General features: G+C 37.1%; 35 protein-coding genes, 1 rRNA gene and 1 pseudogene. 35 read left to right on the forward strand and 2 right to left on the reverse strand.

The genetic code is table 11. From position 1 onward, the window contains the following. The 32 genes from rplP (at position 1) to ACSVDA_RS17815 (ending at position 18,661) form a co-directional block, all read left to right on the forward strand. Positions 1 to 435: a 50S ribosomal protein L16 gene (gene rplP, locus ACSVDA_RS17660; protein ID WP_214483848.1), complete on the forward strand. Its 435-nt coding sequence runs from the start codon at positions 1 to 3 to the stop codon at positions 433 to 435. After that, positions 425 to 628, forward strand: a complete 204-nt coding sequence (gene rpmC, locus ACSVDA_RS17665) for a 50S ribosomal protein L29 (protein ID WP_214483847.1) — start codon at positions 425 to 427, stop codon at positions 626 to 628. The genes rplP and rpmC overlap by 11 nt, the downstream gene beginning before the upstream one ends. A 20-nt stretch (positions 629 to 648) precedes the next feature. Further along, on the forward strand, positions 649 to 912 hold the full coding sequence (gene rpsQ / locus ACSVDA_RS17670; RefSeq protein ID WP_320259556.1) for a 30S ribosomal protein S17: 264 nt from the start codon (positions 649 to 651) through the stop codon (positions 910 to 912). Positions 913 to 955: 43 nt separating this feature from the next. After that, positions 956 to 1,324, forward strand: coding sequence for a 50S ribosomal protein L14 (gene rplN / locus ACSVDA_RS17675; protein ID WP_214483845.1), 369 nt, complete (start codon positions 956 to 958; stop codon positions 1,322 to 1,324). A gap of 40 nt (positions 1,325 to 1,364) precedes the next feature. After that, positions 1,365 to 1,676 (forward strand): 50S ribosomal protein L24, encoded by a 312-nt coding sequence (rplX, locus tag ACSVDA_RS17680; protein WP_214483844.1) that lies wholly within the window; start codon positions 1,365 to 1,367, stop codon positions 1,674 to 1,676. 25 nt (positions 1,677 to 1,701) lie between these two features. Then, entirely contained in the window at positions 1,702 to 2,241 is a 540-nt protein-coding gene (gene rplE, locus ACSVDA_RS17685; RefSeq protein WP_485884802.1) for a 50S ribosomal protein L5, read from the forward strand. A 32-nt stretch (positions 2,242 to 2,273) separates the two neighbouring features. After that, entirely contained in the window at positions 2,274 to 2,459 is a 186-nt protein-coding gene (locus ACSVDA_RS17690; protein WP_214483842.1) for a type Z 30S ribosomal protein S14, read from the forward strand. Between the two features lie 31 nt (positions 2,460 to 2,490). Beyond that, positions 2,491 to 2,889 carry a 30S ribosomal protein S8 gene (gene rpsH / locus ACSVDA_RS17695; protein ID WP_485884805.1) on the forward strand — a complete coding sequence of 133 codons (399 nt, stop codon included), beginning with the start codon at positions 2,491 to 2,493 and terminating at the stop codon, positions 2,887 to 2,889. Between the two features lie 29 nt (positions 2,890 to 2,918). Beyond that, complete coding sequence (gene rplF / locus ACSVDA_RS17700) at positions 2,919 to 3,455, forward strand: 50S ribosomal protein L6 (RefSeq protein ID WP_485884807.1); 537 nt, start codon at positions 2,919 to 2,921, stop codon at positions 3,453 to 3,455. A 34-nt stretch (positions 3,456 to 3,489) separates the two neighbouring features. After that, positions 3,490 to 3,852 carry a 50S ribosomal protein L18 gene (gene rplR / locus ACSVDA_RS17705; RefSeq protein ID WP_214483839.1) on the forward strand — a complete coding sequence of 121 codons (363 nt, stop codon included), beginning with the start codon at positions 3,490 to 3,492 and terminating at the stop codon, positions 3,850 to 3,852. Between the two features lie 20 nt (positions 3,853 to 3,872). Further along, positions 3,873 to 4,373 (forward strand): 30S ribosomal protein S5, encoded by a 501-nt coding sequence (rpsE, locus tag ACSVDA_RS17710; protein ID WP_214483838.1) that lies wholly within the window; start codon positions 3,873 to 3,875, stop codon positions 4,371 to 4,373. A gap of 13 nt (positions 4,374 to 4,386) precedes the next feature. Continuing rightward, complete coding sequence (gene rpmD, locus ACSVDA_RS17715; RefSeq protein WP_214483837.1) at positions 4,387 to 4,569, forward strand: 50S ribosomal protein L30; 183 nt, start codon at positions 4,387 to 4,389, stop codon at positions 4,567 to 4,569. A 31-nt stretch (positions 4,570 to 4,600) separates the two neighbouring features. Beyond that, a complete protein-coding gene (gene rplO, locus ACSVDA_RS17720) occupies positions 4,601 to 5,041 on the forward strand; it encodes a 50S ribosomal protein L15 (protein WP_214483836.1) in 441 nt (146 codons plus the stop codon). Next, on the forward strand, positions 5,041 to 6,336 hold the full coding sequence (gene secY, locus ACSVDA_RS17725) for a preprotein translocase subunit SecY (RefSeq protein ID WP_214483835.1): 1,296 nt from the start codon (positions 5,041 to 5,043) through the stop codon (positions 6,334 to 6,336). The genes rplO and secY overlap by 1 nt, the downstream gene beginning before the upstream one ends. A gap of 49 nt (positions 6,337 to 6,385) precedes the next feature. Further along, entirely contained in the window at positions 6,386 to 7,039 is a 654-nt protein-coding gene (locus ACSVDA_RS17730) for an adenylate kinase (RefSeq protein WP_485884811.1), read from the forward strand. Continuing rightward, entirely contained in the window at positions 7,036 to 7,782 is a 747-nt protein-coding gene (map, locus tag ACSVDA_RS17735) for a type I methionyl aminopeptidase (protein WP_320211084.1), read from the forward strand. Before ACSVDA_RS17730 ends, map begins: the two co-directional genes overlap by 4 nt. Positions 7,783 to 7,798: 16 nt before the next feature. Then, positions 7,799 to 8,134 carry a KOW domain-containing RNA-binding protein gene (locus tag ACSVDA_RS17740; protein ID WP_214483833.1) on the forward strand — a complete coding sequence of 112 codons (336 nt, stop codon included), beginning with the start codon at positions 7,799 to 7,801 and terminating at the stop codon, positions 8,132 to 8,134. After that, positions 8,112 to 8,330 carry a translation initiation factor IF-1 gene (gene infA / locus ACSVDA_RS17745; protein WP_003348578.1) on the forward strand — a complete coding sequence of 73 codons (219 nt, stop codon included), beginning with the start codon at positions 8,112 to 8,114 and terminating at the stop codon, positions 8,328 to 8,330. The genes ACSVDA_RS17740 and infA overlap by 23 nt, the downstream gene beginning before the upstream one ends. Before the next feature lie 33 nt (positions 8,331 to 8,363). Next, positions 8,364 to 8,477: a 50S ribosomal protein L36 gene (rpmJ, locus tag ACSVDA_RS17750; protein ID WP_017473641.1), complete on the forward strand. Its 114-nt coding sequence runs from the start codon at positions 8,364 to 8,366 to the stop codon at positions 8,475 to 8,477. Between the two features lie 21 nt (positions 8,478 to 8,498). Next, a complete protein-coding gene (gene rpsM / locus ACSVDA_RS17755) occupies positions 8,499 to 8,864 on the forward strand; it encodes a 30S ribosomal protein S13 (RefSeq protein ID WP_214483832.1) in 366 nt (121 codons plus the stop codon). 19 nt (positions 8,865 to 8,883) lie between these two features. Then, positions 8,884 to 9,273, forward strand: a complete 390-nt coding sequence (gene rpsK, locus ACSVDA_RS17760) for a 30S ribosomal protein S11 (RefSeq protein WP_214483831.1) — start codon at positions 8,884 to 8,886, stop codon at positions 9,271 to 9,273. A 194-nt stretch (positions 9,274 to 9,467) separates the two neighbouring features. Further along, on the forward strand, positions 9,468 to 10,412 hold the full coding sequence (locus ACSVDA_RS17765) for a DNA-directed RNA polymerase subunit alpha (protein ID WP_320211083.1): 945 nt from the start codon (positions 9,468 to 9,470) through the stop codon (positions 10,410 to 10,412). A 75-nt stretch (positions 10,413 to 10,487) separates the two neighbouring features. After that, entirely contained in the window at positions 10,488 to 10,850 is a 363-nt protein-coding gene (rplQ, locus tag ACSVDA_RS17770) for a 50S ribosomal protein L17 (RefSeq protein WP_214483830.1), read from the forward strand. 365 nt (positions 10,851 to 11,215) lie between these two features. Beyond that, on the forward strand, positions 11,216 to 12,055 hold the full coding sequence (locus tag ACSVDA_RS17775) for an energy-coupling factor ABC transporter ATP-binding protein (protein WP_214483829.1): 840 nt from the start codon (positions 11,216 to 11,218) through the stop codon (positions 12,053 to 12,055). After that, entirely contained in the window at positions 12,031 to 12,906 is an 876-nt protein-coding gene (locus ACSVDA_RS17780; protein ID WP_485884818.1) for an energy-coupling factor ABC transporter ATP-binding protein, read from the forward strand. The genes ACSVDA_RS17775 and ACSVDA_RS17780 overlap by 25 nt, the downstream gene beginning before the upstream one ends. Then, positions 12,896 to 13,693 (forward strand): energy-coupling factor transporter transmembrane component T family protein, encoded by a 798-nt coding sequence (locus ACSVDA_RS17785; protein ID WP_485884820.1) that lies wholly within the window; start codon positions 12,896 to 12,898, stop codon positions 13,691 to 13,693. The genes ACSVDA_RS17780 and ACSVDA_RS17785 overlap by 11 nt, the downstream gene beginning before the upstream one ends. A 19-nt stretch (positions 13,694 to 13,712) precedes the next feature. Then, positions 13,713 to 14,462 carry a tRNA pseudouridine(38-40) synthase TruA gene (truA, locus tag ACSVDA_RS17790; protein WP_485884822.1) on the forward strand — a complete coding sequence of 250 codons (750 nt, stop codon included), beginning with the start codon at positions 13,713 to 13,715 and terminating at the stop codon, positions 14,460 to 14,462. 148 nt (positions 14,463 to 14,610) lie between these two features. After that, the gene (rplM, locus tag ACSVDA_RS17795) at positions 14,611 to 15,048 is read left to right on the forward strand and encodes a 50S ribosomal protein L13 (RefSeq protein WP_214483825.1); all 438 of its coding nucleotides are present in this window, start codon (positions 14,611 to 14,613) and stop codon (positions 15,046 to 15,048) included. Between the two features lie 20 nt (positions 15,049 to 15,068). Beyond that, entirely contained in the window at positions 15,069 to 15,461 is a 393-nt protein-coding gene (gene rpsI, locus ACSVDA_RS17800; RefSeq protein ID WP_214483824.1) for a 30S ribosomal protein S9, read from the forward strand. A 730-nt stretch (positions 15,462 to 16,191) separates the two neighbouring features. Then, the gene (locus ACSVDA_RS17805) at positions 16,192 to 16,635 is read left to right on the forward strand and encodes a YbaK family protein (RefSeq protein ID WP_485884825.1); all 444 of its coding nucleotides are present in this window, start codon (positions 16,192 to 16,194) and stop codon (positions 16,633 to 16,635) included. A gap of 157 nt (positions 16,636 to 16,792) precedes the next feature. Beyond that, on the forward strand, positions 16,793 to 17,506 hold the full coding sequence (gene cwlD, locus ACSVDA_RS17810; RefSeq protein WP_485884827.1) for an N-acetylmuramoyl-L-alanine amidase CwlD: 714 nt from the start codon (positions 16,793 to 16,795) through the stop codon (positions 17,504 to 17,506). A gap of 99 nt (positions 17,507 to 17,605) precedes the next feature. After that, the gene (locus ACSVDA_RS17815; RefSeq protein ID WP_485884829.1) at positions 17,606 to 18,661 is read left to right on the forward strand and encodes a P-loop NTPase; all 1,056 of its coding nucleotides are present in this window, start codon (positions 17,606 to 17,608) and stop codon (positions 18,659 to 18,661) included. Between the two features lie 111 nt (positions 18,662 to 18,772). On the opposite strand, the gene gerD is transcribed toward ACSVDA_RS17815, so the two are convergent. Continuing rightward, entirely contained in the window at positions 18,773 to 19,402 is a 630-nt protein-coding gene (gene gerD, locus ACSVDA_RS17820; RefSeq protein ID WP_485884831.1) for a spore germination lipoprotein GerD, read from the reverse strand. 145 nt (positions 19,403 to 19,547) lie between these two features. Between gerD and ACSVDA_RS17825 the strand changes: the two genes are divergently transcribed. Next, complete coding sequence (locus ACSVDA_RS17825; RefSeq protein WP_485884833.1) at positions 19,548 to 20,144, forward strand: KinB-signaling pathway activation protein; 597 nt, start codon at positions 19,548 to 19,550, stop codon at positions 20,142 to 20,144. 85 nt (positions 20,145 to 20,229) lie between these two features. Here the strand turns inward: ACSVDA_RS17825 and pdaB are convergent. Then, positions 20,230 to 20,991: pseudogene (gene pdaB, locus ACSVDA_RS17830) on the reverse strand (polysaccharide deacetylase family sporulation protein PdaB). Between the two features lie 303 nt (positions 20,992 to 21,294). On the opposite strand from pdaB, the gene ACSVDA_RS17835 reads away from it, so the two are divergent. Both ACSVDA_RS17835 and ACSVDA_RS17840 read left to right on the forward strand, forming a co-directional pair. Then, entirely contained in the window at positions 21,295 to 21,522 is a 228-nt protein-coding gene (locus ACSVDA_RS17835; RefSeq protein ID WP_485884835.1) for a hypothetical protein, read from the forward strand. Between the two features lie 348 nt (positions 21,523 to 21,870). Further along, positions 21,871 to 22,173 (forward strand): 16S ribosomal RNA (locus ACSVDA_RS17840); the annotation flags it as partial.

Here is a 22,173-nt window from a genome sequence, read left to right on the forward strand (position 1 = left end):
ATGTTAATGCCAAAACGCGTTAAGTATCGTCGCGAACACCGCGGGAAAATGCGCGGTCGTGCAAAAGGCGGCACTGAAGTTAATTTCGGTGAGTTCGGCTTACAAGCGCTAGAAGCGTCTTGGATTACTAACCGCCAAATCGAGGCTGCTCGTATTGCGATGACACGTTATATGAAACGTGGCGGTAAAGTATGGATTAAAATATTCCCATCCAAGCCATATACAGCTAAACCTTTAGAAGTCCGAATGGGTTCCGGTAAGGGTGCTCCAGAGGGCTGGGTTGCTGTTGTAAAACCAGGTAAGATTATGTTTGAAATCTCAGGTGTACCTGAAGAGGTGGCACGTGAAGCACTTCGCCTTGCATCACATAAACTTCCAGTAAAATGTAAGTTTGTAAAACGAGAAGAAATTGGTGGTGAATCTAATGAAAGCTAATGAAATTCGTGACCTTACCACTGCCGAAATTGAACAAAAAGTTAAGTCTTTAAAAGAAGAGTTATTCAATTTACGTTTCCAGCTAGCGACTGGACAACTTGAAAATACAGCTCGTATTCGCGAAGTACGTAAATCGATCGCTCGTATGAAAACTGTGATACGTGAAAGAGAGATCGGTGTGAATAATCGATAAATGAGGGGAGGTTTACTTAAATGAGTGAACGCAACCAACGTAAAGTGTATACAGGTCGTGTTGTATCTGACAAAATGGATAAAACGATAACTGTATTAGTTGAAACATACAAAACTCATTCGCTATATGGTAAACGTGTTAAGTATTCTAAGAAATTCAAAGCACATGATGAGCAAAATGTTGCAAAAGTTGGCGACGTAGTTAAAGTAATGGAAACACGTCCACTATCTGCAACAAAACGTTTCCGTTTAGTAGAAGTAGTTGAAAAAGCGGTAATTATATAATACAAGGTCGGATGAATTTTATATCCGAAGGGAGGTTTCGTGAATGATTCAACAAGAATCTCGGTTGAAAGTTGCTGATAATTCTGGAGCTCGTGAAGTGTTAACGATTAAAGTTCTAGGTGGCTCTGGACGTAAATACGCAAATATTGGTGATGTAATTGTTTGTACAGTGAAACAAGCAACACCAGGAGGCGTTGTCAAAAAAGGTGAAGTAGTTAGGGCTGTTGTTGTACGTTCAAAAAAAGGAGCACGACGCCCAGACGGTTCATACATCCGTTTTGACGAAAATGCATGCGTGATTATTCGTGACGACAAAAGTCCACGTGGTACTCGTATTTTTGGCCCGGTAGCTCGTGAATTACGTGATAGCAACTTCATGAAAATTGTATCATTAGCTCCTGAAGTTCTTTAATTTGAAAATTGAAATGCCTTATCAAGGAGGTGCAGATAAGATGCATGTAAAAAAAGGTGATAAAGTACTTGTGATTTCAGGTAAGGATAAAGGTAAACAAGGAGTTATCCTTGCTGCATTCCCAAAGAAAAGTAGAGTTCTTGTGGAAGGTGTGAACATTGTGAAGAAGCATTCTAAACCTTCACAAGCAAATCCCCAAGGTGGGATTAACAGCCAAGAGGCACCTATCCATGTATCAAATGTTATGCCATTAGATCCAAAGTCGGGTGAACCTACGCGTGTTGGACATAAGCAAGTTGATGGCAAAAACGTACGCTATGCAAAAAAATCTGGTGAATTATTAGATAAATAACTAGTTGTAGAAAGGAGGTACTACTATGAACCGCCTAAAGGAAAAATATCAAAAAGAAATTACTCCTAGTGTTATGAGTAAATTTAGTTATAAATCAGTTATGCAAACACCTCAACTTGAAAAAATAGTTGTAAATATGGGTGTAGGTGATGCTGTTTCAAACTCAAAGGCATTAGATAATGCTGTTGAAGAATTAACAACAATAACTGGTCAAAAGCCTGTAGTTACAAAAGCAAAGAAATCTATCGCTGGTTTCCGTCTTCGTGAAGGAATGCCAATTGGTGCAAAAGTAACTTTACGCGGTGAGCGTATGTATGAATTTTTAGATAAACTAGTGTCTGTAGCACTTCCACGTGTACGTGACTTCCGTGGTGTATCTAAAAAATCATTCGACGGTCGTGGTAACTATACATTAGGGATTAAGGAACAATTGATTTTCCCTGAAATTGAATATGATAAAGTTTCGAAAGTTCGTGGTATGGATATCGTTATCGTAACCACTGCAAATACTGATGAAGAAGCTCGTGAATTATTAACTCAAATGGGTATGCCGTTCCAAAAGTAATCAGTGCCATCTAAATATAAGGAGGCGAAAATGTGGCTAAAAAATCAATGGTCGTAAAACAAAAACGTGATCAAAAGTTTAAAGTGCGTGAGTACACACGTTGTGAACGATGTGGTCGTCCTCATTCAGTACTAAGAAAATTTAAACTTTGCCGTATTTGTTTCCGTGAATTAGCATATAAGGGACATATCCCAGGTGTAAAAAAAGCAAGTTGGTAAAACCCAGATATGGGAAGGAGGTAAAAATATTATGGTGATGACAGATCCTATTGCAGATTTGCTTACTCGTATTCGCAATGCGAACATGGTACGTCACGACAAATTAGAGGTTCCTGCTTCAAACATGAAGAAAGATATCGCTGATATTTTAAAACGTGAAGGTTTTGTTCGTGATGTGGAATTTATTGAAGATAACAAACAAGGTATTCTCCGTATTTTCTTAAAGTATGGTGCAAATAATGAACGTGTAATTACTGGATTAAAACGTATTAGTAAACCTGGTTTACGAGTATACGCTAAAGCTGATGAGGTACCTCGTGTACTTAACGGTTTAGGAATTGCGATCGTTTCTACTTCTCAAGGCGTGTTAACTGACAAAGAAGCTCGTCAAAAACAAGCAGGCGGAGAAGTATTAGCTTACGTTTGGTAAAAAGTTTTTTTAGAATGGAGGTGTAATTTATGTCACGCGTTGGTAAAAAACCAATTGTTATCCCTGCGGGTGTAACAGTAACTGAGGAAAATAAAAACGTTATTGTTAAAGGACCGAAGGGTGAATTAACTCGTACAATCCATGCAGATATGGAATTAACTATAGAAGAGAGCGTAGTAACAGTTGTTCGACCATCTGATTCAAAAGAGCACCGCTCATTACATGGAACAACTCGTAGCGTACTTGCTAATATGGTTGAAGGTGTTTCTAAAGGATATGAAAGAGGTCTTGAATTGATCGGGGTAGGTTACCGTGCTCAAAAGCAAGGTAAAAAGCTAATCCTAAATGTTGGATACTCTCATCCTGTAGAAATCGAGCCTGAAGCAGGGATCGAAATTGATGTGCCTGCAAATACAAAAATTGTTATTAAAGGTACTGATAAAGAACGTGTTGGAGCTTTAGCTGCTAACATTCGTGATGTACGTCCACCTGAGCCTTATAAAGGTAAAGGAATTCGTTATGAAGGTGAATATGTACGTCGTAAGGAAGGTAAGACTGGTAAGTAATACCGCCTAGTGTATAAGAAAGGAGTGGCATAGTATGATTACAAAACCTGATAAGAATGCAGTTCGTAAAAAAAGACACGGACGTGTTCGTGCGAAAATTTCAGGAACAGCTGTACGCCCGCGTTTGAATGTGTTTCGTTCTAGCAAACACATATATGCGCAAGTAATCGATGATGTGAATGGTGTTACACTTGCAAGTGCATCTACTTTAGATAAAGAATTAAGCATTGAGTCAACAGGTAATGTTGACGCAGCGCAAAAAGTTGGCGAGTTAGTTGCTAAACGTGCGTCAGAAAAAGGTATTAAAGAAGTGGTTTTTGATCGTGGAGGATACCTATTCCATGGACGTATTAAAGCGTTAGCTGATTCAGCTCGTGAAAATGGCTTAGAATTTTAATTGTCAAAGGAGGGATACAGATGGTCCGTGTTGATCCAAGTAAACTAGAACTTGAAGAACGTGTTGTTACCGTAAACCGCGTTGCAAAGGTAGTGAAAGGTGGACGTCGTTTCCGTTTTGCTGCACTTGTTGTTGTTGGTGATAAAAACGGTCACGTTGGTTTTGGAACTGGTAAAGCTCAAGAGGTTCCAGAAGCTATTCGTAAAGCTATAGAAGATGCTAAGAAAAATCTTGTTACTGTACCTATGGTTGGTACAACAATTCCACATGAAGTTATCGGACGATTTGGCGCTGGAGAAATCTTGTTAAAGCCTGCTTCTGAAGGTACTGGAGTTATCGCTGGAGGTCCTGTACGTGCAGTATTAGAGTTAGCTGGTGTACATGACATCCTATCAAAATCTTTAGGTTCAAATACACCTATTAACATGATTCGTGCTACAATTAGTGGTATTCAGGATATGAAGCGCGCTGAAGACGTTGCAAAGTTGCGTGGAAAATCAGTTGAAGAATTGTTAGGATAAGGGGGGAAATGAAATGTCAAAGAAATTAGCTATCACCCTCACAAGAAGTGTTATTGGCCGTTCTAAAGATCAAAAAGTAACTGTTCAAACTTTAGGTTTGAAAAAGATGCATCAAACGGTCGTACATGAAGATAATGCTGCAATTCGCGGCATGGTAAACAAAGTTGCACATTTAGTTACGGTAAAAGAACAATAATTTTAACATGAGTAAATAAGGAGGTGCCCTGATGAAACTTCATGAACTTAAACCAGCTGAAGGGTCTCGTAAAACTCGTAATCGTGTAGGACGTGGTATTGCTACTGGTAATGGTAAAACATCTGGTAGAGGCCAAAAAGGTCAAAAGTCTCGTTCTGGCGGTGGCGTACGTCCAGGCTTCGAGGGTGGTCAAACACCTTTGTTCCAACGACTACCTAAACGTGGTTTTACGAACATTAACCGAAAAGAGTATGCGGTCGTTAATCTTGAAACATTAAATCGTTTTGAAGATGGTACGGAAGTAACACCTGAATTATTAATCGAAACAGGTGTAGTAAGTAAGCTTAAATCGGGTTTGAAAGTCCTTGCAAAAGGAAAAGTTGAGAAAAAGCTTACTGTTAAAGCTCACAAATTCTCTTCTGCTGCAAAAGAAGCAATTGAAGCTGCAGGCGGTAAAACTGAGGTGATTTAATGTTCCGAACAATCTCCAATTTTATGCGCGTTGGTGATATAAGAAAGAAAATAATATTCACCTTGTTGATGTTAGTTGTGTTTAGAATAGGGACGTTTATTCCTGTTCCGAACATCAACGCTGAAGTATTACAGGTTACAGGCGAAAACAATCTATTTGGAGTATTGAATACATTTGGTGGTGGAGCATTACAGAACTTTTCCATCTTTGCAATGGGGATTATGCCTTATATCACGGCTTCCATCATCATTCAATTACTACAAATGGATGTTGTTCCAAAGTTTACTGAGTGGTCAAAACAAGGTGAAGTTGGTCGTCGTAAATTAGCTCAGTTTACCCGCTACGGCACAATAGTTCTTGGATTTATTCAAGCAATTGGTATGTCCATTGGCTTTAACACTATGTCGAACGGGGCATTAATTGAGAACCCTGGCATTCCAACTTATTTGTTAATAGCATTAGTATTGACGGCTGGAACTGCCTTTTTAATGTGGTTAGGTGAACAAATAACAGCTCACGGTGTTGGTAATGGAATTTCCATCCTCATCTTTGCTGGGATTGTGGCAGGCATTCCGAATATCGCTAACCAAGTATATGCAACACAATTTGAAGGTGCTGGAGAACAGCTGTTCTTACGTATCGTTACAGTAGTATTATTACTACTCGCGATCGTTGCAATCGTCGTTGGTGTAATTTTCATCCAACAAGCATTTCGTAAAATTCCAATTCAATATGCAAAACGCTTAGTAGGTCGTAGTCCAGTTGGAGGACAATCTACTCATTTACCTTTAAAAGTAAATGCTGCGGGTGTAATACCTGTTATCTTTGCAGTATCGTTTATTATTACACCACCAACAATTGCATCATTCTTTGGACAAAACGATGTTACTATGTGGATTGAAAATACATTCAGGTATACTGAACCTGTCGGTATGACAATATATGTTGCATTAATTATTGCGTTTACTTATTTCTATACGTTTGTTCAAGTGAATCCTGAACAGATGGCAGAAAACCTTAAAAAACAAGGTGGATATATTCCTGGAATTCGTCCAGGGATAAATACGCAAGAATATGTAACTCGGATACTATATCGTCTTACATTTGTAGGTTCTATTTTCTTAGCTGCAATTTCTGTTCTTCCTATCATTTTTATTAAATTTACCAGTCTTCCGGAATCAGTACAAATTGGTGGAACAAGCTTGCTCATCGTTGTCGGTGTTGCACTTGAGACAATGAAACAGCTTGAAAGCCAACTTGTAAAACGTCATTACAAAGGGTTTATTAAGTCATGAGGTTTTGGGGTTCTCCCATTTCCTCATTGTTAGATGAGGGTGAACACATATGAATCTCGTATTAATGGGGCTCCCTGGTGCAGGTAAAGGTACGCAGGCAGAGCAAATTGTTAGCAAGTATAATATTCCTCACATATCAACAGGAGATATGTTCCGTGCTGCTATAAGTGAAGGAACTGAATTAGGCTTAAAAGCAAAGGCTTTTATGGATGAGGGCAAACTTGTTCCTGATGAAGTTACAATAGGTATTGTTCGTGAAAGATTAGGTAAAAATGATTGTAAAAATGGTTTTCTGTTAGATGGTTTCCCTCGAACAGTCGCTCAAGCAGAGGCGTTAGAACAATTATTACATGCTATGAACAGTACGATAGATTTTGTTATCAATATAAATGTTGATAAATCAATACTATTAGAACGTTTAACAGGCAGAAGAATTTGTAAGGACTGTGGTGCCACATATCATCTAGTATTTAATCCACCGCAACAAGAGGGAGTTTGCGATAAATGTGGAGGAGAATTATATCAACGTGCTGATGATAATGAGGCTACTGTAAAAACTCGACTAGAGGTAAACATTAAACAGTCAGAGCCTTTATTAAATTTCTACAAGCAAAAAGGTTATTTACAAAACATTGATGGACAACAAGCAATCGATAAAGTATTTATAGATATTGATAAATTGCTTGGAGGCTTATCTAAATGATTATTTGTAAGACCCCACGTGAGATAGAAATAATGCGTGAAGCAGGCCGTATCGTTGCTTTGACTCACAAGGAATTACAGAAACATATTAAACCTGGTATTACTACTAAGCAATTGGATACAATTGCTGAAGAGTTTATTCGGAAACATGATGCAATTCCATCATTTAAGGGGTATAATGGTTTTCGCGGGAGTATATGTGCTTCAGTCAACGAAGAGTTAGTTCACGGTATTCCTGGTGATCGTGTCTTAAAAGATGGAGACATCATCAGTATAGACATTGGGGCTAAATACAATGGATATCACGGTGACTCTGCTTGGACATATCCAGTCGGGAATATTACTGAAGAAACACAGAGGCTCTTAGATGTGACTGAGAATTCATTATATGAAGGTTTAAAGGAAGCTAAGTCTCATGTAAGGTTATCGAACATCTCTCATGCGATCCAAACGTATGCTGAAGAAAATAATTTCTCAGTCGTTCGTGAGTATGTAGGCCACGGTGTTGGTCAAGATTTGCATGAAGATCCTCAAATACCACATTATGGCCCACCAAATAAAGGGCCGCGATTGAAACCAGGGATGGTATTGGCGATTGAGCCGATGATAAATGCAGGTAGTCGATATGTAAAAACGCTAGCAGATGACTGGACAGTTGTAACGGTTGATGGTAAAATGTGTGCACATTTTGAGCATACGATTGTTATTACAGAGACTGGTTATGAAATTTTAACAAAAGCCTAAGTGAAGGTGATAATAGTTGAACGATTCTGATTCGAGTCCGCGCATAGGTCAGTTTGTTTTAATCACTCAAGGCAGAGACGCTGGACAGTATGCAATAATTATAAAAAGTGTTGATGAGCGATTTGTTTTACTTGCGGATGGAGAAAAGCGAAAATATGATCGGCCAAAAAAGAAGAACATTCAACACCTTGAGTTTTTTGATTACGTATCTCCGGAAGTTCAGAACAGTATAAGTGAAACTGGTCGTGTGACAAACGGGAAATTGCGCTATGCATTAACAAAGTTTGTCAATGAGCAAGTTACTGATTTGAAGAAGGGAGAGCTTTTAGATGGCGAAAGACGATGTAATTGAAGTTGAAGGTACTGTCGTAGAAACATTACCAAATGCAATGTTTAAGGTAGAACTTGAAAACGGACATACAGTATTAGCACATGTTTCAGGTAAAATTCGTATGCACTTTATTCGAATCTTACCAGGAGATAAAGTTACTGTAGAATTATCACCATATGATTTAACTCGCGGACGGATTACGTACCGCTTTAAATAATTAAACTCCGTTATTACCAAGGAGGTTAGAACAGTGAAGGTAAGACCATCAGTTAAACCTATTTGTGAAAAATGTAAAGTTATTCGCAGAAATGGAAAAGTAATGGTTATTTGTGAAAACCCAAAACATAAACAAAAACAAGGATAAGCATAAGGAGGTGCACGTATAATGGCGCGTATTGCTGGTGTAGATATTCCTCGTGATAAACGTGTTGTAGTATCATTAACATATATTTTTGGTATTGGACGCACAAAAGCAGAGAAAATTCTAGCTGATGCAGGAGTTTCAGAAGATACTCGTGTGCGTGATTTAACTGAAGAAGAATTAGGGAAAATCCGTGATATCATCGACGGCTATAAAGTAGAGGGTGACCTTCGTCGTGAAGTATCATTAAATATTAAACGTCTAATCGAAATCGGTTCATATAGAGGAATTCGTCATCGTCGTGGATTACCAGTTCGAGGACAAAATTCTAAAAATAATGCTCGTACACGTAAAGGTCCACGTCGTACTGTAGCGAATAAGAAGAAATAGTAAAGGAGGTTCTTAAGAAATGGCACGTAAAACAAATACACGTAAACGTCGTGTGAAAAAGAATATTGAGTCTGGTATTGCACATATTCGTTCAACGTTTAATAACACAATCGTTACGATCACTGACGTTCATGGTAACGCGATTTCTTGGTCTAGCGCCGGTGCATTAGGTTTCAAAGGTTCTAAAAAATCTACTCCTTTTGCTGCTCAAATGGCTGCAGAAACGGCTGCCAAGACTTCTATAGAAAATGGCTTAAAAACACTTGAAGTAACTGTAAAAGGACCTGGAGCTGGACGTGAAGCTGCTATCCGTGCACTTCAAGCAGCAGGACTTGAAGTTACTGCAATTAAGGATGTTACACCTGTTCCACATAACGGATGTCGTCCACCAAAACGTCGCCGTGTATAATTTCTCTGTATAGATTTTGAATTCATGTCAATAATGGGTTATGATAAATCATTTTTATTGCGAAACAGATTAATTATTTTAGTTGTTGTGCACATTCGGGAACTTATTATTGGGGAATTTCGGTTAGACATCCATAGACAAACTAACATTAAATTGTCTAGCCGGGGTTTCGACGTTTTGAAGGAGGGTTTGTAATGATAGAAATTGAAAAACCAAAAATCGAAACGGTTGAGATCAGCGATGATGCCAAATACGGTAAATTCGTCATCGAGCCACTTGAGCGTGGATATGGTACAACTTTGGGTAACTCCTTACGTCGTATTCTATTATCCTCACTACCTGGTGCAGCTGTCACATCTATTCAAATAGATGGTGTACTGCATGAGTTCTCAACAATTGAAGGCGTCGTGGAAGATGTAACGTCTATTATTTTACACGTAAAGAAACTCGGATTGAAAATTTATTCAGACGAGGACAAGACGCTTGAAATTGATATACAAGGTGAAGGAGCTGTAACAGCTGCTGATATTACACATGATAGTGATGTGGAAATTCTTAACCCTGACCTTCATATCGCTACTTTAGCAAAAGATGGTCATTTGCGTATGAGATTAACCGCAAGACGTGGACGTGGATATACTTCAGCTGATGCAAATAAAAGTGAGGATCAACCAATAGGAGTGATTCCAATTGATTCGATTTTCACACCGGTATCTCGTGTTTCATATCAAGTTGAAAACACTCGTGTAGGTCAGTTGTCAAATTTTGATAAACTAACATTTGACGTATGGGCAGATGGAAGCACAGGTCCTAAAGAGGCTATTGCTCTTGGATCGAAAATTTTGACTGAGCACTTGAATATTTTTGTTGGTTTAACTGACGAAGCGCAAAATGCTGAAATCATGGTTGAAAAAGAAGAAGACCAAAAAGAAAAAGTGCTTGAGATGACAATTGAAGAATTAGATCTTTCAGTTCGTTCTTATAATTGTTTAAAACGTGCAGGTATTAACACTGTACAAGAACTAGCTCATAAAACCGAAGAAGACATGATGAAAGTACGAAACCTAGGTCGTAAGTCTTTAGAAGAGGTTAAAGCAAAGCTTGATGAGTTAGGGTTGGGATTGCGAAAAGATGACTAGTTATGAGACTCTTAACTAGGCATTTTCATGTTTTCCTTACTGCTATGATAACACTCTAAAAAGGAGGGACATCTCATGTCATATCGTAAATTAGGACGTACAAGCGCTCAACGTAAAGCGTTACTACGTGATTTAACTACTGATTTAATTATCAATGAACGCATTCAAACAACAGAGACACGTGCAAAAGAATTACGTTCTCTTGTAGATAAAATGATAACTTTAGGTAAGCGTGGAGATTTACATGCTCGCCGTCAAGCTGCAGCATTTATTCGTAATGAAGTTGCGAATGAAGAAACAGGTGACGACGCTCTTCAAAAGTTATTTGGCGATATTGCACCACGTTATGAAGAACGCCAAGGTGGTTACACTCGTATTATGAAAATGGGTCCACGTCGTGGAGACGGAGCACCAATGGTTATTATTGAATTAGTTTAATACTACTGAATGTTCAAAAGGAGATTTTTGAACATCTTTGTATGAGTAAATGAGGGCAGGACAGTTTTAATGACTGAATCTATGCCCTTTTTTGCTATTGTTTTTATACTATCAATAAATGTCTAAACTATGATGCTTCATATTTTTCTCTTTATAATGATAGCAGGGGCCAACAAGGGGCATTACAATTACTCTTGAAAATTATTAGGCGGATTGAGGTAAATCGAGAGTCTACGCTTAACGAACTGTCCACCCTCAGTGCATATCTCCTTTAAGTCTCCTCATCTTACCATCAGAACTAATGATGCAATAAAGCTTTTTTTTATTTCTTAGGAAATATGTCGAATAATAGAGGAGGAAAGGATATGGGGAATGAACTATTATCAGTCAAAGGTGTTTCCTTTCGCTATAATGACCAATCACATTATGCGTTAAAAGATATATCATTTTCACTTAAAAATGGTGAATGGTTAGCAATTGTAGGCCATAATGGTTCTGGAAAATCAACACTGGCGAGAATATTGAATGGGTTGTTAATACCAGAGTCTGGAGAAGTATCAGTGGCCGGTATCACACTTACAAATGAGTCGATTTGGGATGTTCGTAAGAAAATTGGTATGGTGTTCCAAAATCCAGACAACCAATTTGTTGGTACAACTGTCATTGATGATGTAGCTTTTGGGTTAGAAAATAATGGGGTAGAACGTTCGGAAATGGTAGATCGCGTGGACGAAGCAATTAATAGAGTGAAAATGGAAGCGTTTGTTGATCAAGAGCCACATAATCTCTCCGGAGGACAGAAACAAAGAGTTGCAATTGCTGGTGTGTTAGCTGTGAGGCCTGATATTATTATTTTAGATGAAGCGACATCTATGCTTGATCCTAAAGGGAAAGAAGAAGTCTTGAGAACAATTAGAAAACTTAAAGATGAGCAAGTTATATCGGTCATTTCAATCACGCATGATTTGGATGAAGCAAGTAAAGCTGATCGTATATTGGTTATGAATAAGGGTAATATTTTCACGGAGGGACGACCCGAAGATATTTTTGCTTTAGAGAAGGAGCTCGTTAATATAGGTCTTGATCTTCCTTTCTCCGTTAGACTTAGTAAAAAAATGAGGCGAGCAGGTATTCCTTTGACAGTTGATCATTTAACAGATGAAGGATTGGTGGATGAGTTATGGACATTACAATACAAAATGTAGAACATAAATATCATCAACATACGCCTCTTGAACGATTAGCACTTTACGATATTAATTTAGCTATTAATTCAGGAACATTTCTAGCAATCATTGGACACACTGGTTCAGGAAAGTCGACTTTGTTACAACATTTGAATGGTCTATTAAAACCGACAGTAGGAAGTTTAACCGTTGGTGATATGACAATCGACTCTGAGAAAAAGAATAAAAAGATAAAGAAGCTTAGACAAAGAGTTGGCATTGTATTTCAATTTCCTGAACATCAATTATTTGAGGAAACAGTAGAAAAAGATATATGTTTTGGTCCAACTAACTTTGGTGTATCAGAGAAAGAAGCGAAGAAGAAGGCACAGGAAGCGTTGGAGTTAGTTGGATTACCAAGTGAATTCTTGCAAAGGTCACCCTTTGACTTAAGTGGTGGTCAAATGAGAAGAGTAGCAATTGCTGGAGTTTTAGCAATGGAACCAGAAGTTCTTGTGTTAGATGAGCCAACAGCTGGGTTAGATCCTAGAGGGCGTACAGAGATAATGGATATGTTCTATAAACTACATCAGAAGAAGAATATAACGACGGTATTGGTAACTCATAGCATGGAGGATGCAGCAAAGTATGCTGATGAGATTGTTGTCATGGATAATGGTACGATTAGAATGAAGGGGAAACCAGAAGAAGTATTTTCTAAGCCAAAGGAGCTAGTCAAGCTAGGGTTAGATGTTCCTGAAGCATTAAAGTTCAAGATGAAGCTAGAAAGCAAATTTGGTATTCAGCTATCGTCCACATGCCTTACGATCGACGATGCACTAGAACAAGCACAATTGATTATGGGTAAGGTGAAACAGCATGATGGATAAAATTATAATAGGTAGGTATGTACCAGGCTCTTCAATTGTCCATCAGTTGGACCCTCGTTCGAAATTATCATTAATATTTCTTTATGTCATAGTAGTTTTTTTAGCAAATAATGAGCTTACATATGGGATTTTATGTTTATATACAATAGGTATGATGTTGCTAACTCAAATACCTATTCGCTTTATTTTGAAAGGGCTAAAACTCATATTTTGGATTATTATTTTTACTTTCATATTACATATTTTTGTAACTAAGGAAGGTGCACTATTATTTAGTTTAGGATGGATTGAAATCTATGAAGAAGGCATCAGGCAAGGTGTATTTATCTCCCTCCGTTTTTTAAATTTGATTTTAATGACGTCTATGCTTACGTTAACGACAACACCGATAGAAATTACAGATGGGATGGAAAGTCTATTAAACCCGTTCAAACGCTTTGGTTTGCCTGTTCATGAGATTGCTTTAATGATGTCTATATCACTTCGGTTTATACCGACATTAATGCAAGAAACAGAAAAAATAATTAAGGCTCAAACAGCTAGGGGAGCAGACTTCACAAGTGGACCAATAAAGGATCGAATAAAGTCAATTGTTCCTTTGTTAATTCCTCTGTTTATTAGCGCGTTTAAGAGAGCTGAAGATTTAGCAACAGCCATGGAGGCAAGAGGTTATCGTGGTGGTGAGGGTAGAACGAAATTTCATCAATTACAGTGGCATAGTAGAGATACCATTGTAATTATGAGTCCTTTATTAGTATCTGTTTTGTTATTTTTATTAAGAAGTTAATGGAGAAGGTAGAAAAATCATGCAACGTTTAAAATGTACAATAGCCTATGATGGGTCAAAATTTAATGGATTTCAAACTCAGACTCTACCAAATCAGCGGACCGTGCAAGGTTACCTTGAGAAAGCCTTAATGAAAATTCATAAGGGACATCATGTTGCAATCTATGCTTCAGGAAGAACAGATTCGGGTGTTCATGCTTATGGACAGGTCATCCATTTCGACTCACCATTAGATATTCCTGCGAACAGGTGGCCCGCTGCATTAAATTCGATTGTCCCTGATGACATTGTTATTAAGGAAGTCGTGCAGGTAGACCCAACATTTCATGCGCGTTACGATGTAACTTCAAAGGAATACCGGTATAAAATACTAAGGTCAAAACAATATGATGTATTCACTAGAAAGTATATATATCATTATCCATATCCCCTTGATCTCTCAGCTATGAAAATGGCGAAAGAATATTTAATTGGTACTCATGATTTTACAAGCTTTTGCTCAGCTAAAACTGCAAAAGAAGATAAAGTTCGAACAATTTATTATATAGATTTGTATGAAGAAAACGACGAGTTGATTTTGCACTTTAATGGGTCAGGATTTTTATATAATATGGTGAGAATTCTTGTCGGTACATTATTAAAAGTAGGTCAAGGAAAAATAAAGCCTCAGGATATAAAAACTATTTTAGAGCAAAAAAATCGGATGCTAGCGGGGCAAACGGCGCCATCTCATGGATTGTATTTATGGCAAGTGAATTATGACAACTAAACCTGGTGTAACATTTTCTTGACAATAGACTCATAAAGATTTATTATATCATATGGTATGTATTTTAAAACCACGATTAGCCCCGGAAAAATCGTGTTGAATAATATATGTAACCAATCATGGATTTTTTTATTTAGGAGGGAAAATCATGCGTACAACTTTTATGGCAAAGCCAGCAGAAGTACAACGTAAATGGTACGTGGTTGATGCTGAAGGAAAGACTTTAGGTCGTCTTGCAAGCGAAATTGCATCGATTTTACGTGGTAAACATAAACCAACTTATACACCACATGTTGATACTGGTGATCATGTAATCATCATCAATGCAGAGAAAATTGAACTTACAGGTAAGAAATTAACTGACAAACTATATTACCGTCATAGTCAACATCCAGGCGGATTAAAAGTAAGAACTGCGCTTGAAATGCGTACGAACTACCCAGAAAGAATGCTAGAAGGCGCAATTCGTGGTATGTTACCAAAAGGCTCATTAGGTCGTCAAATGTTTAAAAAGTTACATGTATATGCTGGTAACGAACATCCACATCAAGCACAACAACCTGAAGTTTACGAACTTCGCGGATAATATTTTAGGAGGGTATTAATTTGGCACAGGTACAATATTATGGCACAGGCCGTCGTAAAAGCTCTGTTGCTCGTGTACGTTTAGTTCCTGGTGACGGACGTATCGTGATCAACGATCGTGATATTGAAAACTATATTCCATTTGCAGCATTAAGAGAAGTTGTAAAACAACCACTTGAAGCAACTGAAACTACAGGTGCTTATGACGTTTTAGTTAACGTTCATGGCGGTGGATATACTGGGCAAGCTGGTGCAATTCGTCATGGTATCGCACGTGCGTTACTACAAGCAGATCCAGAATTTCGCCCAACATTAAAGCGTGCTGGTTTATTAACTCGTGATGCTCGTATGAAAGAACGTAAAAAATACGGTCTTAAAGGCGCTCGTCGTGCACCACAGTTCTCAAAACGTTAATTTTATTTACGTTTCAAAGACTCTCAACCAAATTGGTTGGGGGTCTTTTTTATTGACTGTTTTCTTATTAATTGTTGTTTTTTGAATTAAGTAATACATACACTACTAGAGTGTATGACACCTTTTTCTTCTGTAAAAAAGCCGTTACTAGCGTTTCACGATAGGAACAAAGTTTATGATAAAAAATTTTTTGTTATACTATTTTAAAAAAACTGACTCACTAATTGTTATGACTAATGGGTGTTCAGATGAATAGACTCACAATAGATTGAGAATTTGAAGTTCCACGCTTGTCCCCACGAAATCACTCCACCACTTTTCGTTAAGACAAAAAACACTATCTAACGCATGTCGATGTCAGCCAGATGGATATTCTTTTCTTATAGTTTATTGTTGCTTTTCGTTTCAAAGTTATAAGCACGTATACACTTAACGTTCGTGGCACCTTTTCTTCATTATTACGATAAAAATTATATTAAATACATTAGTTACTTAAATGTAAGTGAAAAAACAACAAAGTTTACGAAAAAAGCCTTTCGTACTGATATAAAGATATAAGAAGCGTCTATTTTTGGCCCGAGGACTTGCTGCAAACGATAAGCAGTGCCTGCTGAATGTGAGCAAGTTATAAGGGTAATGAGATATCCTAACTTTTCTCAATTGGTAAAGACAGTAACGTATGAAGCTTTTAGAGAAGTGTAAACTACCTTCAAAAGGGGTTGAATAAGAAATGAATGTTATAACAACTTTTGCTGCAAAGCAGAAGGAAAAGCAAGTCATTTACGAACGGAAAATGCTAAGAGAGTTATCTCTTGAAATTATAAAAAAACAAGTTGAACAAACTTTTAATGATTTTTACAAGTTAGGTGTTGTGGCGATTAGTGCTATTGAAGATGGATGTATTGACATCGCTGTAGAATCATACTTGTTGGGAGCAAGTTATAGTCGATTTGGTTATTTTGGTGAACCTTTAGAAAAGGTAAAGCTAAGGTGTATAACAGAAGAAAAGTATTTAATTAATACTTTGTATGATTACGTTATATATTGGGGGAACGTTGATGATTTTAGTTTAATGAATGAATCAATGTATTACACATGCGAACATTTTGTTAATTATTGGTTCAATGAAGGTTTTTATAAAGGGGAAAAACGGTATCGAATGAAATTACATTAGCAAACGGTGATAGGTGTCTATAACATGAATATATAAGTTGATCATGTTCTTCACTGCTCATCTTGCATTTTTAACGATAGGTATATAGCTAGGTGGTCTATTTTTGCCTCTTGTCCCATATAGTGTTTACAAGGAAAAAGTGGGAGGCAGAGACAAAGTGAAGAAAAAACTGAAATTTGCTGGATACTTAATAGGCTTTATTATCCTACTAATAATCGTTCAATACCAGTTTACAGAAAATGCTTCATGGAAATCGTGGAATTTACCTCTATCTGGTAAGATAATTATTTTAGACCCTGGCCACGGTGGTCCTGACGGAGGAGCAGTTGGTGGGGATGTGCTTGAGAAAGATGTAGCTTTAAAGGTTACTATCTTATTGAAGGATTTTCTTCAGGAACAGGGTGCACTCGTTATTTTGACCCGTGAAGATGATCACGACCTCGCATCTAGCGGTACAAAGGGCTATAGCAAAAGGAAAACTGAGGATTTGAAAAAAAGAGCAGAAATAATTAATGAGTCGCAAGGTGACTTATTTATCAGTGTTCACTTAAATGCGATACCTTCATCAAAATATAGGGGGGCACAAACGTTTTATAACCCCAATTATATTGAAAATAAGGAAATCGCAAGGTTTATTCAAGATGAATTTCGAACAACTCTAGACAATACTACGAGAAAAGCTAAGGCAATTAGTGGTGTGTACTTATTGAAAAATGCAAATATACCTGGTTCCTTAGTCGAAGTAGGATTTTTATCGAATAGTGCAGAAAGGGATTTACTATCTGATGACACATATCAAGAAACACTAGCGTTTTCCATATATAAAGGGATAATTAGATATTTTTCTAATGAGGGGAAGGCTCCTGAGTAATAGTTAATTATTGTGAATTCTTTTAGCCGTCATATGTAATTATGGTATACTAACAGGTGAACGTATGAAAACGAATACACAAAAAGGACGGTGTAATAATTGATAACGAAAGATCAAGTAGTTGAGCTATTACGTCAATTAAAAGATCCATTTTTACATAAAACTTTTGAAGAGACTGGTGCAATCCAAGACATAAATATTAAAGAAGAGAAAGGGCATGTAAGTGTAAAACTTGCATTATCAAAAATTGGTACATCTGAGCAGTTGCAAATACAAGGACATATCGTACAAGTATTAAAGGATGCCGGTGCTAAGTCTGTTGGGCTCCGTTTTTCAGAATTACCGCAAGATAAAACTGCTAAGTCGGAAAGCCCACCACCCTCTGAGGCAGGTAGTGATTCACCATTATCATCAGGTAGCAACACAAAGTTTATTGCGATTGCAAGTGGTAAAGGTGGGGTTGGAAAATCAACTGTTTCTGTTAATTTAGCTGTATCTTTAGCACGACTAGGGAAAAAAGTTGGCTTAGTTGATGCTGACATATATGGATTTAGTGTACCAGACATGATGGGTATTACGAAGAGACCAGTTGTTAGAGGCGAGAAAATTATCCCTGTTGAAAGATTAGGAGTAAAAGTAGTTTCAATGGGATTCTTTGTCGAAGATAATGCACCTATTATTTGGAGAGGCCCAATGTTAGGAAAGATGCTTAATAGCTTTTTTCAAGAGGTTGAATGGGGCGAGTTGGATTATCTATTGTTAGATTTACCTCCTGGAACAGGGGATGTTGCGTTAGATGTTCATGCTATGCTACCTTCTTGTAAAGAAATTATAGTGACAACACCACATCCTACTGCCGCTTTTGTAGCTGCTCGTGCCGGTGCTATGGCTCTGCGCACTGAGCATGAAATTATTGGTGTCATTGAAAATATGTCTTATTTTGAAAGCAAGCTGACAGGGGAAAAGGAATATGTCTTTGGTAAAGGCGGAGGCACGAAATTAGCGAAGGAGCTACAAACAGAGCTGCTAGGACAACTTCCGTTGCAGCAACCTGATTGGGATGATGATGATTTTGCACCTTCTATTTATGCTGAAGATCATCAACTTGGTAAAATTTATATGAACATGGCTGAAAGGGTTACATCGATAGTATAAATGGTGGTAAATTCTTATTAGACAGAGGGTCAGTCCTACAATTTTTTGTGAGCATTATTAAAAATTGTGAGGTAGACCCTTTTTATTTGCTGCTTTCAAACACTTGTAAGGTTACCCTCCTCCTCCATTACCTCCTGAATCACCTCCACCTTCTTCATTATCGGCGCTTTGTTCTTCATCACCACTTTTTTCACCGCTTTGTAATTCCTCCGCACCTTTTAATAGAATTTCTTGAATCTTAACTTTAAATAAGGGGCTTTCTATCGTTTCTGTTATTACCTTCTGTAGATGAGTCCGATATTCTTTACCTTTGAGCACAGTTAAAGTTTGCTCTTCCATCTCTGGATTTTGAAATAGTTCTAGCATCATTCCTTGGTATTCAGGATCTTTCATTAACTCCTTTATTAATTTTTCTTGTTCTTCCTGCAGGCCCTTTGCAAAGCTTTCTGCAAATTCAGGATCTGATAGACTTTCTTTCCAAAATTCAGTAGCTTCTTTAGAAGTAAGTGATTTTTCAATTGCAGCTGTAACAATTGTTTGGTCCATAATTAATTGTTGCTTCATGCCGTCTTCAGACATAATGTCTTGAATGGCCTTTTTTCCTTCATCAGTCTTTAAAATATCAACAATCATTTTCTTTGATTGTTCATAATCCAATTCTTGTGCTTGTTCTTGCTGTCCACACCCACTAGCCGTTAAAATTGTGACTATGATAAATAGGAGCAACACGTTTGTTTTCATTGCTCACTAACTCCTTTCAGGGTTGTCCTATACTTTAGGATAGTTTATATACAAAAAATTATACGTTGTTAATGCTGAAAATGTGGTATTTTCACGAGTCGATTGGTACAATCAGTAGGAGAATGTGTAATGGAGGAGTCTTGCTGTGAATAGTCGAAATTGGGTTCGTTTATTTATGTCGACCTTAGCTGTTGGAGGAATTAGTGCAGGTATTATAGGATTTATTGTAAAGTGGAGTGAATACAAAGAGCTATTCTCTTCATTTGAATTTATGGATATTGTATTGGCATTTATTTGGTTTGTTGGTGTAGGCCTTATATTTAGTGTTATTAGTCAAATGGGATTTTTTGCTTATTTAACGATCCATCGGTTTGGCTTAGGGATCTTTCGATCTGTGAAGTTATGGAATGCAGTGCAAATTGTATTAATTATATTTGTGTTATTTGATCTTATATATTTTCGATATAAATTGTTTGCAGATGAGGGAGATTCAATATTCTCGTACATCGTAGTAGCTTTAATTATTGCTGTTGTAGGCATTGTTGTTGCATTGTTAAAAAAGCAACAAACAAATAAGCAGGCATTTGTCCCGGCTATGTTTTTTATGATAGTCGTAACAATCATAGAGTTAATACCAGCGGTTCAAGCAAATGATGATAGTTGGTTATATTTGATGTTATTTCCCCTATTGCTATGTAACATGTACCAGCTACTAATATTACCGAAATTAACTAATAGCTAAAAATTGTTTTCAAACAAAATGAGTGGAGGTTTAATCCACTCATTTTTTACTTCCAAATAGAGAGGAATTTCTTATTCCCATCATCTCACTTAATTTCTCCGCTTTTTGTATCTGTGTTTGTAATAAGTTCAGTCACAGTAACATTTTTGTATCCTTTCTTTTTTATAAATTGAATAATTGATGGAAGTGCCTCAGCCGTTTGACTGGCAGAGTCAGATGCGTGAAGTAAGATAATGTCTCCGCCATTAAGGTTTTTTGTAACATTTTTAGTTATTTCTTTAGTACCAGGGCGTAGCTAATCTTGTGAATCTATGCTCCAATGTACAACGGTGTATCCAACTTCGGATGCGGTAGTGATCATTTCTTCATTTATATTCCCAGTAGGTGGTCGTAGTAGCGGGGCAGCTTTTACTTGTAATACCTTAAATACGTCCCTAGATTTTAAAATATCGGTTTTAATCTCACTAGCTTCCAGCTCTGAATAATCTTTATAACTATATCCTTTGCTACCTATTTCATGTCCGTCGTCTGCAATTTGAGTTACGACTTCAGGATGTCGTTCAGCCCAATCTGCTAGAATGAAAAAAGTTGCATTCACTTTTTCTTTTTTTAATACCTCTAGGATGTTTAATATATGCTCGTCACCCCAATTGACATCAAATGTTAAAGCAATTTTCTCCCCTCGTTCATCTCCTTTATAAATTGCTCTAGGACCATCTTCAGTCGAAAAAACTGTATAATTTAGCGCGTTTTCAAGATAAAGAAAAATAGCTGTAAATAAAGCAGCAGCAATAATTATTAGTGCTTGTTTTCCCTTGTTACCATTTACAACGAAAAAGAAATTCACATAACCCCCTCCTTTTCTCATACAGTTGGTTCGCATTCATTGTTGTTTTTCGTACTTAGAAACTAAGAAATAAATATGAAACCTATTAAGATGCGTATCATCCTTTTTGCTAGAGAACGATGACACTATCTAAAAACCTAAAAACAACAAAGTTTACGAAAATAGCCTATCTTATACAATTACTTGTCTACATACTATGCTCCCTAATAGAAGATATGATAAAAGACTGACTAGTAAAGAAAAAATTTCATAAAACTGTTTCACAGTGGAAATAACTAGAATATCTAATAGTGAGGTGACATTATGCTTGGACTTTTAGTAACAAAAAAGGAAATAAAAGAAATTGAATATTTAATAAAAAGAGAGTTAGAAGAATTACTACTTGATTTTCAAGATACTCGAATTGACTATGTAGTTAAGCGTGCGATGGAAGAAAGATATCAAATATTGTTTCAACTATTTAGAAAGGTTGCAACACCATCAGAATGTAATCGATATATTCGCTCAAAAAAAGCATATTTTTCAGAATGATAAGTGATGATATAAAAGCATTGAAGGTCTTTTGAAATATAAATATATAGCTTTCATAGCAAGTGTTTATTATTCAAATATTGTTGCGGAATTTTGTTCTTTAAAAAAAGCAAAAAACATGTTGACTTCATAGTGTTAGGGTGATATATTAATAAACGTCGCTGATAAACAACGCGATAACATAAATGACAGCATGAAAAAACATTTAAAAAAGTGTTGACATCGACAGATAAAAATGTTATATTAATAAAGTCGCTTCTGAGCGATAGCAACAAAAAATGTTCTTTGAAAACTAAACAAAACAAAAGCGTCAACGTTAATTTTTTTGAACAAATGAGCAATCAAACTTTATTGGAGAGTTTGATCCTGGCTCAGGACGAACGCTGGCGGCGTGCCTAATACATGCAAGTCGAGCGAACCAAAGGGAGCTTGCTCCCGGAGGTTAGCGGCGGACGGGTGAGTAACACGTGGGCAACCTACCTGTAAGATTGGGATAACTTCGGGAAACCGGAGCTAATACCGAATAACAATAAGAACCACATGGTTCTTATTTGAAAGATGGCTTCGGCTATCACTTACGGATGGGCCCGCGGCGCATTAGCTAGTTGGTGAGGTAACGGCTCACCAAGGCGACGATGCGTAGCCGACCTG

It is taken from the genome of Cytobacillus sp. Hm23, from assembly GCF_051842895.1.
Taxonomy (GTDB): Bacteria; Bacillota; Bacilli; order Bacillales; family SM2101; genus Nanhaiella.

Bases quoted from the DNA above. Each gene is read 5' to 3' on its own strand.
- rplP (WP_214483848.1), top strand. From the start codon at position 1: ATGTTAATGCCAAAACGCGTTAAGTATCGTCGCGAACACCGCGGGAAA.
- rpmC (WP_214483847.1), top strand. From the start codon at position 425: ATGAAAGCTAATGAAATTCGTGACCTTACCACTGCCGAAATTGAACAA.
- rpsQ (WP_320259556.1), top strand. From the start codon at position 649: ATGAGTGAACGCAACCAACGTAAAGTGTATACAGGTCGTGTTGTATCT.
- rplN (WP_214483845.1), top strand. From the start codon at position 956: ATGATTCAACAAGAATCTCGGTTGAAAGTTGCTGATAATTCTGGAGCT.
- rplX (WP_214483844.1), top strand. From the start codon at position 1,365: ATGCATGTAAAAAAAGGTGATAAAGTACTTGTGATTTCAGGTAAGGAT.
- rplE (WP_485884802.1), top strand. From the start codon at position 1,702: ATGAACCGCCTAAAGGAAAAATATCAAAAAGAAATTACTCCTAGTGTT.
- rpsH (WP_485884805.1), top strand. From the start codon at position 2,491: ATGGTGATGACAGATCCTATTGCAGATTTGCTTACTCGTATTCGCAAT.
- rplF (WP_485884807.1), top strand. From the start codon at position 2,919: ATGTCACGCGTTGGTAAAAAACCAATTGTTATCCCTGCGGGTGTAACA.
- rplR (WP_214483839.1), top strand. From the start codon at position 3,490: ATGATTACAAAACCTGATAAGAATGCAGTTCGTAAAAAAAGACACGGA.
- rpsE (WP_214483838.1), top strand. From the start codon at position 3,873: ATGGTCCGTGTTGATCCAAGTAAACTAGAACTTGAAGAACGTGTTGTT.
- rpmD (WP_214483837.1), top strand. From the start codon at position 4,387: ATGTCAAAGAAATTAGCTATCACCCTCACAAGAAGTGTTATTGGCCGT.
- rplO (WP_214483836.1), top strand. From the start codon at position 4,601: ATGAAACTTCATGAACTTAAACCAGCTGAAGGGTCTCGTAAAACTCGT.
- secY (WP_214483835.1), top strand. From the start codon at position 5,041: ATGTTCCGAACAATCTCCAATTTTATGCGCGTTGGTGATATAAGAAAG.
- ACSVDA_RS17730 (WP_485884811.1), top strand. From the start codon at position 6,386: ATGAATCTCGTATTAATGGGGCTCCCTGGTGCAGGTAAAGGTACGCAG.
- map (WP_320211084.1), top strand. From the start codon at position 7,036: ATGATTATTTGTAAGACCCCACGTGAGATAGAAATAATGCGTGAAGCA.
- infA (WP_003348578.1), top strand. From the start codon at position 8,112: ATGGCGAAAGACGATGTAATTGAAGTTGAAGGTACTGTCGTAGAAACA.
- rpsM (WP_214483832.1), top strand. From the start codon at position 8,499: ATGGCGCGTATTGCTGGTGTAGATATTCCTCGTGATAAACGTGTTGTA.
- rpsK (WP_214483831.1), top strand. From the start codon at position 8,884: ATGGCACGTAAAACAAATACACGTAAACGTCGTGTGAAAAAGAATATT.
- ACSVDA_RS17765 (WP_320211083.1), top strand. From the start codon at position 9,468: ATGATAGAAATTGAAAAACCAAAAATCGAAACGGTTGAGATCAGCGAT.
- rplQ (WP_214483830.1), top strand. From the start codon at position 10,488: ATGTCATATCGTAAATTAGGACGTACAAGCGCTCAACGTAAAGCGTTA.
- ACSVDA_RS17775 (WP_214483829.1), top strand. From the start codon at position 11,216: ATGGGGAATGAACTATTATCAGTCAAAGGTGTTTCCTTTCGCTATAAT.
- ACSVDA_RS17780 (WP_485884818.1), top strand. From the start codon at position 12,031: ATGGACATTACAATACAAAATGTAGAACATAAATATCATCAACATACG.
- ACSVDA_RS17785 (WP_485884820.1), top strand. From the start codon at position 12,896: ATGATGGATAAAATTATAATAGGTAGGTATGTACCAGGCTCTTCAATT.
- truA (WP_485884822.1), top strand. From the start codon at position 13,713: ATGCAACGTTTAAAATGTACAATAGCCTATGATGGGTCAAAATTTAAT.
- rplM (WP_214483825.1), top strand. From the start codon at position 14,611: ATGCGTACAACTTTTATGGCAAAGCCAGCAGAAGTACAACGTAAATGG.
- ACSVDA_RS17805 (WP_485884825.1), top strand. From the start codon at position 16,192: ATGAATGTTATAACAACTTTTGCTGCAAAGCAGAAGGAAAAGCAAGTC.
- gerD (WP_485884831.1), bottom strand. From the start codon at position 19,402: ATGAAAACAAACGTGTTGCTCCTATTTATCATAGTCACAATTTTAACG.
- ACSVDA_RS17835 (WP_485884835.1), top strand. From the start codon at position 21,295: ATGCTTGGACTTTTAGTAACAAAAAAGGAAATAAAAGAAATTGAATAT.